Origin of the sequence: Streptomyces polyasparticus (assembly GCF_014493765.1) — a bacterium.
Classification (GTDB): domain Bacteria; phylum Actinomycetota; class Actinomycetes; order Streptomycetales; family Streptomycetaceae; genus Streptomyces; species Streptomyces polyasparticus.
In genome coordinates this window covers 519,663-532,264 of record NZ_JACTVJ010000006.1, presented here as the reverse complement: position 1 = coordinate 532,264, position 12,602 = coordinate 519,663, and the positions used below count along the sequence as shown (strand labels likewise).

Below are 12,602 nucleotides of genomic sequence, written 5' to 3'. Positions count from 1 at the left end.
CCGGGCCGGATGCCCCCGCACCGGCGGTGGGGACAGCCTGGCCGCATGCGCTTACTCGGAGCAGGAACAAGAACCTTCAAGGCCAGGTCGGTCGCCGCGGCCGCCGCATGCGGGCTGCTCGCGGCCGGGCTCCTGTGGCCCTCGACGACCGCTGACGCATCCGGCCGTGACGGCGGTGACCTCGGTGACGGCGCGGTGCAGATCCGGCGGACCGCCTACGGCATCCCGCACATCGTGGCCCGCGACTTCGGCTCGCTCGGATACGGATACGGCTACGCGTTCGCCCAGGACAACGTGTGCGAGCTCGCCGACACCGTGGTGACGCTGCGCGGCGAGCGGGCCCGGTACTTCGGCGCCGGGGGCGATCCGACGGACGGTGGCTTCGACGGACCCGGTGCCGACGTCCCGTACAACCTGGCGAGCGACACCTACTACAAGGCGCAGCTCAAGGCCGGCACCGTACGGAAGCTGCTCGCCCGCAAGGCTCCGCTCGGGCCGGTGGACGAGCTCCGGGAGATGGTCGCGGGGTATGCCGACGGGTACAACCGCTATCTGCGGGACACCGGTGTCGACCGGCTGCCGGACGCGCGCTGCAAGGGCAAGCCATGGGTGCGGCCGGTCACGGCCGAGGACCTGTGGCAGCTCGTGTACGACGTCAACGCCGGTTCGGGAGCGGCGCCTTATGCCGCGACGATCGGCAATGCGAAGCCTCCGCAAGGCAAAGCCACCGGCGCCGCGAAGCTGCCTCAGGCCGGGGCCACCGGCGCCGCGAAGCCGCCACGAGCCGCGGCCGCCAACGATACGGAGCCACCGCACACACCAGGGGCTCTGCGCACCCCGGCGCACCGCCCCGCCAGCAACGGCTGGGCTCTCGGCCGTGACGTCCTCCGGCCCGGCGCGGGCAACGCCATGGTGCTCGCGAACCCGCATCTGCCCTGGGTGGGCAACTCCCGCTTCTACCAGGTGCAGTTGACGATCCCCGGCAGGCTCGACGTGGCCGGCGCCAGCCTGCAGGGCACCCCCATGGTGGAGATCGGGCACAACCGGACCCTCGCCTGGACCCACACCGCCAGCGATGCCCAGCACGCCTCGCTCTACCGCCTGAAGCTCGCCCCGGGCGATCCCGCGAGCTACGTGGTCGACGGGAAGCGCATCCGGATGACCCGTACCACCGTCGAGGTCACGGTCCGGGGCGAGGACGGAAAGCCGAGCACCCAGCGGCGCACGGTGTACGGCACGCGCTTCGGCGCGGTCATGGACTTCGGCTGGACCGGGACGCACGCGTACGCGCTGCGGGATGCGAACGAGCACAATCTCCGGTCGATGAACACCTGGCTGGCGATGGGCAGTTCACGCGATCTGGACGAGCTGCGCGCCGCACAGGACGCGTCCCAGGGCATCCCGTGGACCTACACCCTGGCCGCGGACTCCAGCGGCGAGACGTACTTCACGGATTCCTCGGCCGTTCCGCATCTCACCGACGAGCAGCTGGAACGCTGCGCCGTGCGGGGCGGCGGCGAGGAGGCCCCCGACGCGCTGGACGGCTCGCGGACGTCCTGCGCCTGGGGCAGCGATCCCGATGCGCTCGTGCCCGGCATCCACGGTCCGGCGCGGCAGCCCGAGCTGAGCCGCACCGACTTCGTGGCCAACTCCAACAACGGTCCGCAGTACACCAATCCGGCGTCCCCGGTCACCGGCATCCCTTCCGTCTACGACGTGGACCCGCGCCTGGGCCCGCGCGCCCAGCTCGGGCTGCGGATGATCGAGGAACGCGGAACGGGACGCGACGGACTGGGCGCACCGGGCTTCACCTTGAACACCCTGCGCGCCTCGATGCTCGGCAACCGGGTCCTGTCGGCCGAGACCGGCCTCGAAGACGTCCTCGCCCTGTGCCGCTCGCATCCCCGCCTCGAAGCCACCGACGGCAAGGTGGTGGATGTGAGCAAGGCCTGTGCGGCGCTTGACCGTTGGGACGGTCGGGCGGACGCCGACAGCCGCGGCGGAGCGCTGTGGATCTCGTTCTACGGCCGTCTGACCGAGCAGAGGACGTCGGAAAGCTGGAGCAAGGTGCCGTACGACCCGCGGCAGCCGCTCACCACACCGCGCGGCATCAAGGGCGAAGCGCCGGTGGTCCAGCGCTCCCTCGCCGACACGGTGCAGGAGTTCGCGGCGCAGGGCGTGCCGGTGGACGCCCCGGTCGGCGCGCTCCAGAAGTGGGCCGGGGTGCCGCTGCCCGGGTGCGACGGTTCCGAGGGGTGCTTCAACGTCCTTGAGGCGAGCCCCGATTCGGGTACGGGCACTCCGCGCGGCGGCGCGTTCGGCACCAGCTTCCTGATGGCCGTGACGCTGACCGACGACGGTCCGCGCACCTCGACCCTGCTCACATACGGGCAGTCCGCGAACGAGGCCTCGCCGCACTACTCGGACCAGACACGGCTGTTCTCGCAGGGCCGGTGGGTGACCGAGCGGTTCACCGAGGCGGAGATTCTCGCGGATCCGCACCTTGAGGTGACCACTCTCCAAAGGTGACCACTCCACAGTGGTGATCTCTCTGCAGAGGTGACCCGCGAAAGGCCGGTGACACGCGAGGGCCGGGACCGCCGTACGGTCCCGGCCCTCGTCCGCGCTCACGCAGCCTCGGCCAGCTGCTCCTGCCCGTTCTGCCCGGCGAACTGGGTCCGGTGCAGCTCCGCGTAGCGTCCGTTCGCGGCGAGCAGTTCCTCGTGCCGTCCGCGTTCCACGATCCGGCCGTCCTCGACGACCAGGATCTGGTCGGCCGAGCGGATCGTCGACAGACGGTGCGCGATGACGAGGGCGGTACGGCCCTCCAGGGCCTCGGCGAGCGCTTCCTGCACGGCGGCCTCCGAGGTGTTGTCCAGATGGGCGGTGGCCTCGTCGAGGATGACCACCCGCTGGCGGGCGAGCAGCAGCCGCGCGATCGTCAGACGCTGGCGCTCACCGCCGGAGAGCCGGTAGCCCCGCTCGCCGACCACCGTGTCCAGACCGTCCGGCAGGGCACGGACCAGCGGCTCCAGGCGCGCCCTGCGCAGCGCGTCCCACAGGTCCTCGTCCGAGGCGCCCGGCCTGGCGAGCAGCAGATTCGCGCGGACGGAGTCATGGAAGAGGTGTCCGTCCTGCGTGACCATGCCGAGCGTCTGCCGCAGGGAGACGGCGCTCAGGTCGCGGACGTCCACGCCGCCGATACGGACCACGCCTTCGTCGGCGTCGTACAGCCGGGGCACCAACTGGGCGATGGTGGACTTGCCCGCGCCCGAGGAGCCGACGAGGGCGATGGTCTGGCCGGGTTCGGCGCGGAAGGAGAGTCCGCGCAGGACCTCCTCGCCGCCGCGGGTGTCGAGTGACGCGACCTCTTCGAGGGAGGCGAGGGAGACCTTGTCGGCCGCGGGATAGCCGAAGCGGACGTTCTCGAACTCGACCGCGACCGGACCCTCCGGCACGCTGCCGGCATCCGGCTTCTCCTCGATCAGGGGCTTGAGGTCGAGCACCTCGAAGACCCGCTCGAAGCTGACCAGAGCGCTCATGACCTCTACGCGGGCACCGGCCAGCGCGGTCAGCGGCGCGTAGAGACGGGTGAGCAGGAGCGCGAGGGCGACCACCGCGCCGGCGTCCAGGCTGCCGCGGATCGCGAACCAGCCGCCGAGGCCGTAGACCAGGGCGAGCGCGAGCGCCGAGACCAGGGTCAGCGCGGTGATGAACGTGGCCTGCGCCATCGCGGTGCGCACACCGATGTCCCGTACGCGCCGGGCCCGCTCGGCGAACTCCTCGGACTCCTCACGGGGCCGCCCGAACAGTTTGATCAGGGTCGCGCCCGGCGCCGAGAACCGCTCCGTCATACGGGTGCCCATCGCCGCGTTGTGCGTCGCGGCCTCGCGCTGCAGCTTGGCCATCCGCGTGCCCATCCGCCGGGCCGGCACGATGAACACGGGGAGCAGGACCAGGGCGAGCAGCGTGATCTGCCAGGACAGGCTGAGCATCACGGCGAGCGTGAGCAGCAGCGTCACCACGTTGGAGACCACGCCGGACAGGGTGTTGGAGAAGGCGCGCTGGGCGCCGATCACATCGTTGTTGAGCCGGCTGACGAGCGCGCCGGTGCGGGTGCGGGTGAAGAAGGCCACCGGCATCCGCTGCACATGGTCGAAGACGGCGGTGCGCAGAGACAGGATCAGGTCCTCGCCGAGGCCTGCGGACAGCCAGCGGTTGAGCAGGCCGAGTCCGGCCTCGGCCACGGCGATGACGGCGATGAACAGGGCGAGCCGGACGACGACCCCCGAGTCCTTGCCGTCGACGATGGCGTCGACGACCCAGCCCGCGAGCACCGGCGTGGCCACGGCGAGCAGCGCCATGGCCACGCTGACGAGCAGGAACTGGCCGATACGGCGGCGGTGCGGGCGGGCGAAGTCGGCGATGCGGCGGAGTGTGGCCCGGGCGAAGGGACGCTGGTCCTGCTGTGCGTTCATCACGCTGTGCAGCTGCGTCCAGGCTGTGGTTTCCATGCTCATGCCTGAGAACGTAGAACCTCGACTTTACTTGAGGTCAAGCGTCCGCCCGTACGGAAGACGGGGACTTCGGCGCGGAAGCGCTCTGCTACAGTGCGAGAGGCACTTGTGTTCGCCCGGAATTTCCAGGGCGCCGGTGCGGTTACCCCTTCAGCCCGGCCGTTCCGGGCCTCTCCCGCTTCCATCGGGTCTCCCGGTCGTTTCGGGCCTCTCCCGCTTCTGTCGGGTCTCTGCCCTCTCACAGCGGGCTCTCGGACAGTTTCTGTCCTCTTCTCACCGCGCCATCGCGGCATTTCTGCGGGACGGCTCCGCCTCCCGGCACGACACCGCGTACCAGCCGGTTCCGATGCTCCGCCGACGTGCGGTGCGCGCCTGATCCCAGGCGCCCCGCCCTCGCGTCGCGTTGAGCCCTTCCCCCTCCCGTATGCCAACTCCCCGTCCATCGAAAGGACGCACCCTCATGACAACCACCACCACACTCGAACCCACCGCGCCCGCCGCCGAGTTGCCCACGGCCTGCGGGGTCCTGGACCTCACGACGCAGGGCAACGGCGTGCTGCGCACCCCGGGCCTGCTGCCCGCACCCGGCGACATCCACGTGCCGGCCGCTCTGATCCGCAGGTACGGCCTGCGCAAGGGCGATGCCGTGGAAGGGACCACGGCACGGGCCGCCAAGGGGCGCGCCCTCAGCCAGATCTCCCTGGTCAACGGCCAAATGCCCGCTGCACGGCCGCACTTCAAGGACCTGACGCCGCTGCATCCGCGCGAACGTCTGACCTTGGAGCACGCCGGTGGCGGCATCACGCCCCGGATCGTCGACCTCGTGTCGCCCGTCGGCAAGGGGCAGCGCGGCCTGATCGTCGCGCCGCCGAAGACCGGGAAGACCATGCTGCTCAAGCAACTGGCCGGGGCCGTTGCCGAGAACCACCCCGCATGCCACCTCATGGTGCTGCTGCTCGACGAGCGGCCCGAGGAGGTCACCGACATGCAGCGTTCCGTACGCGGAGAGGTGCTCGCCTCGACCTTCGACCGGCCCGCGAAGGAGCACATCGCCCTCGCCGAGCTGGCGATCGAGCGCGCCAAGCGGCTCGTCGAGCAGGGCCGCGACGTGGTCCTGCTTCTCGACTCCCTGACCCGTCTGTGCCGCGCCTACAACAACGCGGCCTCCGCAGGCGGCCGCACCCTCAGCGGCGGTGTGGACGCGGGCGCGCTGACCGGTCCGAAGCGCCTGTTCGGTGCCGCGCGGCTGACCGAGGAGGCCGGCTCTCTGACCATCCTCGCCACGGCCCTGGTCGACACCGGCTCGAAGGCCGACGACTTCTTCTTCGAGGAGCTCAAGAGCACCGGAAACATGGAGCTCCGCCTCGACCGCGCCCTCGCCGCCCACCGGGTGTTCCCGGCCGTGGACATCACTCCGTCCGGCACCCGGCGCGAGGAACTCCTCGTACCGGATGCCGAGTTGACGGCCGTACGGGCGTTGCGTCGCGCACTGCAGTCGCGCAACGGGCAGGCGACGGAGGCGCTGATCGAGCAACTGCGCAAGTCTCCCGACAACCCGGCCTTCCTGCGGCAGGTCAAGCAGACCGTGCCGGGCGCGTAGCGCTTCCGACCTGGGGGATTTCCCCCAGGGATGACGGAGGAAAGCCGCGTTCCAGAGGCGCGCGGGCGGATCTAGCTTCGAAGCATGAGCACGAAGACGACCGTCCGAATCCGCCCGAGGGAGCTGTGATGATCTCGGTCCACCGACTGACCAAGCGCTATGGCAGGGCCGTCGCCGTCGAGGAGCTGAGCTTCGATGTGGCGCCCGGCGCGGTGACCGGCTTCCTCGGGCCCAACGGCTCGGGGAAGTCCACCACCATGCGCATGATCATGGGCCTGGACGCCCCGGACGCGGGCCAGGCCCTGATCGGCGGCCGCCCGTACGCGGAACTGACCTGGCCGCTGCGCGAGGTGGGCGCCCTGCTAGAAGCCCGTACGTACCATCCGGGCCGCAGCGCCCACCAGCATCTGTCGGCGCTCGCGGCGGGCGGCGGCATTCCGCGCGCCCGGGTCGGCGAAGTCCTGGAGACCGTCGGCCTGAGCGAGGTCGCGCACCGGCGCGCGGGCACGTTCTCGCTCGGGATGTCGCAGCGGCTCGGGATCGCGGGTGCGCTGCTCGGCGATCCCGGTGTGCTGCTCTTCGACGAACCGGTGAACGGCCTCGACCCCGAAGGTGTGCGCTGGATCAGGGACCTGATGAAGAGCCTGGCCGCCGAGGGCCGTACGGTGCTCGTCTCCAGCCATCTGATCAGCGAAATGGCGCTCACCGCCGAGCACTTGGTGGTGATCGGGCAGGGGCGGCTGCTCGCCGACACGACCGTCGCAGAGCTCACCGCCGACGGCGGGTCGCTCGAGGAGGCCTTCTTCCGGCTGACGAGCGGCTCGGCTGCATATCGCGGCACCAACGTCACGCCCCCTACCTCTGCCAGCTCGTCCCCCCGGAGGACCCGATGACCACCGCCGCCCTCTCCCCCGCACTGCCCACAGGCGGCTACGGCTTCGCGCATGCGCTGCGCATGGAGTGGATCAAGCTGCGCAGTCTGCGCTCCACCTGGTGGGCGCTGCTCGTCGTGGTGGCCGGCATGGTCGCCATCGGAGTGGTCACCATGGCCAACACCAAGGTGCCCTCGGCCGACAAGACCGCCGGCTTCGACCCCACCAACAACGTCCTCGCCGGGGTGGCACTCGGCCAGCTGGTCGTCGGAGTGATCGGCGTGCTGCTCGTCACGGGCGAGTACGCCTCGGGCTCGATGCGCTCCACGCTGGCCGCCGTACCCCGCCGTCCGCTGGTGCTCGCCGCAAAGGCGACGGTGTTCGGCGGGGTGACGCTGGTGCTCAGCGAGGCCGTCGCCTTCGTCACCTTCCTCGCGGGCCGCACGGCCCTCGACCCGGCGATCCCCCAGCCCTCGCTCACCGACGGCGGCGTGCTGCGGGCCGTCCTGATGTCCGGGGCGTACCTGGGTCTGGTCGCCGTGATGGCGGTGGGCATCGGCGCGCTGACCCGGCACACGGCGAGCGGAATCGGCGCTCTGGTGGGGCTGCTCTTCGTCGTGCCGGCGATGCTCGCGGGCACCACGGGGACGACGGTCGCCAAGTTCTTCCCCACGATGATCGCGGGGAACTCGCTGGCCGTGTCCCGTCCGATGCCGGACATGCTCACCCCCTGGACGGGGTTCGCCCTGCTGCTCGTCTACACCGCCGTCGTGTACGCGGGCGGGCTGCGGGTCCTGGTGCGGCGCGATGCGTGAGACGGGGCCGGCGGGCGTCGGCGGCCTGGCCGGCGAACGGCGGCCCGGCGACGGTGAGCTGACCGAACGCGCCGGGGCGGCACCCGCTGCGCATCCCGGCGCCGAACACGGGATCATCGACGCCATGCCCGCCGGTTCCTCCGCTCCCGCCGCCCCGTCGCCCACCGGTCTGCTCACCGAGGTGCTGCGCGCCCCACTGAACCGCCGCGCCTGGCGCGAGGCGGCGTACCTCCTGATCACCGGCCTGACCGGCCTGACCGGCGCCGTGCTGCTGCTCGTGCTGCTCGCCCTCGGGTTCGGATTCGTCCTCTCGCTGCTCGGCGCCGTGCTCGGGCTGCTGCTCACCGTCGCCGGCCTCGGCCTGGCACGCGCGGAAGGCCGGCTCCACCGGCGGCTTGCCGCCACGCTGCTCGGCGAGCGGATCCCGGCGCCCCGGGCGCCGGGCGCACGCGCGGATGCCGGCCTGTTCGGGCGCCTCGACCACCGGCTGCGGGACGTGAGCGGCTGGCGGCAGGTGGGCTACGTCCTGGCGAAGCTGCCGCTGTCGCTCGTCGGCCTGTACGCCGTGCAGTGGTGGGTGATCGGACTGATCAACCTCACCGCGCCGGTGCGCTGGGGGCTGTTCGGCCAGGGCGACGGCGGCGGGATCCTCCTGATGACGCCGCTGCCCGCGGGCGGCAGCCCGACCGCGCACTCCTTCACGGGCACGCTGCTCGGCATCCCCATGGGCCTGGTCACCTTGCTGATCGCGCCCTGGTTCACGCGGGCGGTCGCGCTCGTCGACCGCCGGCTGATGCGTGCGCTGCTCGGTCCCGGGTCGCTGGCCCAGCGCGTCCGCGATCTGGAGGAGACCCGCGCGCTCGCCGTGGACGACTCGGTCGCCCTGCTGCGCCGCGTCGAGCGGGATCTGCACGACGGCGCGCAGGTCAGGCTGGTCGCCCTCGCGCTCGGCCTCGACATGGTGAAGTCCAAGCTGGCGGACGAGTCCACGCTGGATCTCGACGCCGTACGGCGGCTCGTGGACGGCGCGCACCACAACGCCACGGAGGCGCTCACCGAACTGCGCGATCTGGCCCGCGGCATCCATCCGCCGGTCCTGGACGAGGGGTTGGCGCACGCCCTGGAGACGCTGACGGCCCGCGCGCCCGTGCCGGTGCAGCTCACGGTGGACGTGTCCGAACGCCCCTCACCCGCGATCGAGTCCATCGCGTACTTCTGCACGGCCGAGCTGCTCACCAACGTCATCAAGCACAGTGGGGCGGCCCGGGCCACGGTCTCCGCCGTGACCCGGCCCGACGGCACGCTCCGGCTGCAGATCGGCGACGACGGCCACGGCGGCGCGGAAGCGGGTACGGGCAGCGGCCTGACGGGGCTGCTGCAGCGGGTGCGCACGGTCGACGGCACCCTGGAGATCCGCAGTCCGCAGGGCGGCCCGACCATGATCACGGTCGATCTGCCCCCGCGTGCGTGACGGTCGTGCCAGCATGGGCGCCATGCGTGTAGTGATCGCCGAGGACGCCGCCGTACTGCGGGAGTTGCTGGTCCAGATGCTCGACGACCGCGGCTACGAGGTGTGTGCCGCCGTGCCGGACGCCGAGGCGCTGCGCACGGCTGTCGCCGAGCACCGGCCCGATGTGGCGATCGTCGACATCCGGATGCCGCCCACGCACACCGACGAGGGGCTGCGCGCGGCCATCGCCCTGCGGGGTGAACACCCGGCCACGGGCGTGCTGTTGTTCTCGCAGTACGTGGAGACCAAGTACGCCACCGAGTTGCTGGCGGGAGGTTCGGCGGGCGTCGGGTATCTCCTCAAGGACCGCGTGGCGAACATCGCCGAGTTCACCGCGGCGCTCGACCGGGTCGCGGCCGGCGGCACCGCGCTCGACCCCGAGGTCGTCACGCAGCTGGCCGGGGCCAGCCGCCGCACCGACGATCTCGCGACCCTGACCGCCCGCGAACGCGACGTGCTCGGCCTGATGGCCGAGGGCCGCTCCAACGCGGCGATCGCGGCCGCGCTGCATGTCTCCGCCGGCACCGTCGAGAAGCATGTGGCCAGCCTCTTCGGCAAGTTGGGCCTGCCCGCCTCCGAGGACATGAACCGCCGCGTCCTGGCGGTGCTGCGCTTTCTGCGCGACTAGGAGCAGGCCGGCTTCGTTGCTCACGCGCCGCGGCTGATGTCCAGCCGTTCGGCCGACGGGACGAATCCCGCGGCCCTGTAGGCCGCGACGGCGGCCGCGTTCGCACTCGGCGTGCAGACGAGCGCGCTCGACGCACCCATCTCCCGCAGCGCCGCCGCCGCGGCGACGCTGATCGCCGTCCCGTAGCCACGGCCGCGATGGTCGGCGTGCACACCGACCGGTTCGAGGAGGCCGGGCTTGCCCGGTCCCGCCGACCAGACCGTCGCCGCGGCCACCGCGTCGCCATGGTCGTCGTAGCCGATCAGGCAGCGCGCGTCGGCGTAGACCGGCGCGGCCGCGAGGACGTGCCAGACCTCCTCGGTGAACCGCGGGCTGCCGAACGCCGAGCGGTGCACCGCGGTCCGTACTCCCGCCGTCCGCGGACCGGCCACCTCGATCCGAAGCCCGGAGTCCCGCACGGGCCCGGCGAGGTCGCGGCACAGCGGCGTCCACGGCTCGTCCAGGTACCAGCCCGCGGCCAGGAGGACCTCTCGGAGCAGGGCGCTGTCGGGGATTTCGAGGCCGGCCTTCCCGGCCGGCAGGACCCCGCGCCCGGGATCGTCGAGGTCCGCGAGGAGCCGGCGGGCCAGCTCGCCGTCCTGCCGCAGGTCCGGCGCGGTCGTCAGACGCAGCACATCGGGGCCGTCCAGGAAGCCGACGGCGATGATCCGTCCGCCGGCGCTCCAGATACGGACGGCCGCGGCCAGCCGCTCCGCACCCAGCGCCCAGGCCCAGCCGAGGTCCCCCGGATGGAGTTGCAGCGGAGTGCGGTCGTCCTGCCATGCGCGCAGGGCGTCCACGGCCCTGGTCGGTCCGTCGACGCCGGGCTCGTGCAGAACGATCGTCATGCCCCGTATCCCACACCGGCGCGGCGTCCGGCCGCACCTGGTTTTCGCCGCCGCCAACTCCCCTGGCCCTTGCGGCAGGTGGCGCACAGGACGGTCCATGCGGCCGCGTTACGGTGCCACCATGACGCGATCAGTCCATGAGCTCTACGCCGCCCGGATCACCGACCAGACCCGCCAGTTGGCCGCTGCCGTGGAAGGTTCGGATGCCGCCACCCCCGTACCGGGGCTCGGCGGCGGGACGCTGGCGCATCTGCTCCGCCATGTCGGGGGCGCCCACCGCTGGGCCGAGACCGTGATCCGTACGCGGGCGACCGCGCCCGTCTCCGACGATCAGGTCAATGACGTCACGCCCGGCGAGGACGACGAACTGGCCGGCCTCAGCACCTGGTTGCTCGACGGGGCCGAGCAGTTCGCGGCCACCTTGCTCGACACCCCCGAGGACACCCCGGTGTGGACGGTGGCGCCCAGCGGCAGGCCCGCCTTCTGGGCCCGCCGTATGACGTACGAGACGGTCGTGCACCGCCATGACGCGACGGCCGCGGTGGGCGGAACGTACCGCGTCGACGCCGCCACGGCGGCCGACGGCATCGAGGAGTGGCTCGGCTTCAGCACCCTCCCCCAGGCTTACGCGTCACCCCAGGCGCAACAGCGGCTGATCGCCCGGGACCGCACGCTCCATCTGCACGGCACGGACGCGGCGGACGGGCAGGGCGAGTGGCTGATCGACCTCGGCGGGTCGCCGATGCGCTGGAGCCACGGCCACCACAAGGCGACCACCGCCGTGCGCGGCCCGCTCAAGGACCTGCTGCTCGCCCTGTACGAACGCCGCGCACCGGACGCCGCGCTCGAAGTCTTCGGTGAAGAGGGCCTGTTCACCGACTGGGTGCACGCCGCAGGGGACTGGCTGCGGCGCTGAGGGTGCGTGCGGGGCGTCGCTGCGCATGCAGGGGTTCAAAGACAGGCTCTGCACACGGCAGACTGCGGCCATGACCGTACGCATCGAACGCTCGGGCTCCGTCACCACCGTCGTCCTCTCCCGCCCCGAGGCACGCAACGCCGTCGACGGGCCGACCGCGGCGCTGCTCGCCGACGCGTTCCGCGCGTTCGAAGCCGACGACTCGGCGAGTGTCGCGGTGCTGTGGGGCGAGGGCGGCACGTTCTGTGCGGGCGCGGATCTCAAGGCGATCGGCACGGAGCGCGGCAACCAGGTCACCGCGGACGGCGACGGGCCGATGGGACCGACCAGGATGCGCCTGTCCAAGCCGGTGATCGCGGCGGTCAGCGGGCATGCGGTGGCAGGCGGACTCGAACTCGCCCTCTGGTGCGATCTGCGGATCGCCGAGGAGGACGCCGTGTTCGGGGTGTTCTGCCGACGCTGGGGCGTTCCGCTGATCGACGGCGGCACGGTGCGGCTGCCGCGGATCGTCGGCGCGGGCCGCGCGATGGACATGATCCTCACGGGCCGTCCGGTGCCGGCGTCCGAGGCGTACGCGATGGGGCTCGCCGACCGTGTGGTGCCGACGGGCGGCGCGCGTACCGCGGCGGAGCAACTGGCCTCGGAGATCGCCGCGTTCCCACAGGCCTGCCTGCGCAGCGACCGTGCGTCCGCACTCGACCAGGAGGGTCTGGACGAACGCGCCGCCATCGCGGGCGAGTTCAAGCGCGGCACCGACGTGCTCGTGGAGAGCCTCGACGGCGCGGCCCGGTTCGCGGCGGGCGCGGGCCGGCACGGGTCGTTCGGCTCCTAGGAACGTCACGGCCGCCGCTGGGAAC

The 12,602-nt window shown here is 72.1% G+C and carries 10 protein-coding genes; 8 read left to right on the top strand and 2 right to left on the bottom strand.

What is annotated here, in order from left to right; all coding sequences use genetic code 11:
- The first annotated feature begins 45 nt into the window (after positions 1 to 45).
- A complete protein-coding gene (locus tag H9Y04_RS14310; RefSeq protein WP_187814188.1) occupies positions 46 to 2,529 on the top strand; it encodes a penicillin acylase family protein in 2,484 nt (827 codons plus the stop codon).
- A 98-nt stretch (positions 2,530 to 2,627) separates the two neighbouring features.
- Here the strand turns inward: H9Y04_RS14310 and H9Y04_RS14305 are convergent, their stop codons facing one another.
- Complete coding sequence (locus H9Y04_RS14305) at positions 2,628 to 4,514, bottom strand: ABC transporter ATP-binding protein (protein ID WP_187814449.1); 1,887 nt, start codon at positions 4,512 to 4,514, stop codon at positions 2,628 to 2,630.
- A 427-nt stretch (positions 4,515 to 4,941) separates the two neighbouring features.
- Here H9Y04_RS14305 and rho point away from each other — a divergent pair, with 427 nt between their 5' ends.
- From rho to H9Y04_RS14280, 5 genes are all read left to right on the top strand, one after another.
- Positions 4,942 to 6,117, top strand: a complete 1,176-nt coding sequence (rho, locus tag H9Y04_RS14300; protein WP_187814187.1) for a transcription termination factor Rho — start codon at positions 4,942 to 4,944, stop codon at positions 6,115 to 6,117.
- Between the two features lie 128 nt (positions 6,118 to 6,245).
- Positions 6,246 to 7,010: an ABC transporter ATP-binding protein gene (locus tag H9Y04_RS14295; RefSeq protein ID WP_187814186.1), complete on the top strand. Its 765-nt coding sequence runs from the start codon at positions 6,246 to 6,248 to the stop codon at positions 7,008 to 7,010.
- Complete coding sequence (locus tag H9Y04_RS14290) at positions 7,007 to 7,804, top strand: ABC transporter permease (protein WP_187814185.1); 798 nt, start codon at positions 7,007 to 7,009, stop codon at positions 7,802 to 7,804. Before H9Y04_RS14295 ends, H9Y04_RS14290 begins: the two co-directional genes overlap by 4 nt.
- The gene (locus H9Y04_RS14285) at positions 7,797 to 9,275 is read left to right on the top strand and encodes a sensor histidine kinase (RefSeq protein WP_236070799.1); all 1,479 of its coding nucleotides are present in this window, start codon (positions 7,797 to 7,799) and stop codon (positions 9,273 to 9,275) included. The genes H9Y04_RS14290 and H9Y04_RS14285 overlap by 8 nt, the downstream gene beginning before the upstream one ends.
- A 22-nt stretch (positions 9,276 to 9,297) precedes the next feature.
- Positions 9,298 to 9,942 carry a response regulator transcription factor gene (locus H9Y04_RS14280; RefSeq protein ID WP_187814184.1) on the top strand — a complete coding sequence of 215 codons (645 nt, stop codon included), beginning with the start codon at positions 9,298 to 9,300 and terminating at the stop codon, positions 9,940 to 9,942.
- Positions 9,943 to 9,962: 20 nt separating this feature from the next.
- Here H9Y04_RS14280 and H9Y04_RS14275 read toward each other — a convergent pair whose 3' ends face one another.
- Positions 9,963 to 10,829, bottom strand: coding sequence for a GNAT family N-acetyltransferase (locus H9Y04_RS14275; RefSeq protein WP_187814183.1), 867 nt, complete (start codon positions 10,827 to 10,829; stop codon positions 9,963 to 9,965).
- A gap of 121 nt (positions 10,830 to 10,950) precedes the next feature.
- On the opposite strand from H9Y04_RS14275, the gene H9Y04_RS14270 reads away from it, so the two are divergent.
- Both H9Y04_RS14270 and H9Y04_RS14265 read left to right on the top strand, forming a co-directional pair.
- On the top strand, positions 10,951 to 11,745 hold the full coding sequence (locus H9Y04_RS14270) for a maleylpyruvate isomerase family mycothiol-dependent enzyme (protein WP_187814182.1): 795 nt from the start codon (positions 10,951 to 10,953) through the stop codon (positions 11,743 to 11,745).
- A gap of 70 nt (positions 11,746 to 11,815) precedes the next feature.
- On the top strand, positions 11,816 to 12,577 hold the full coding sequence (locus tag H9Y04_RS14265) for a crotonase/enoyl-CoA hydratase family protein (protein ID WP_187814181.1): 762 nt from the start codon (positions 11,816 to 11,818) through the stop codon (positions 12,575 to 12,577).
- Positions 12,578 to 12,602: the final 25 nt, after the last annotated feature.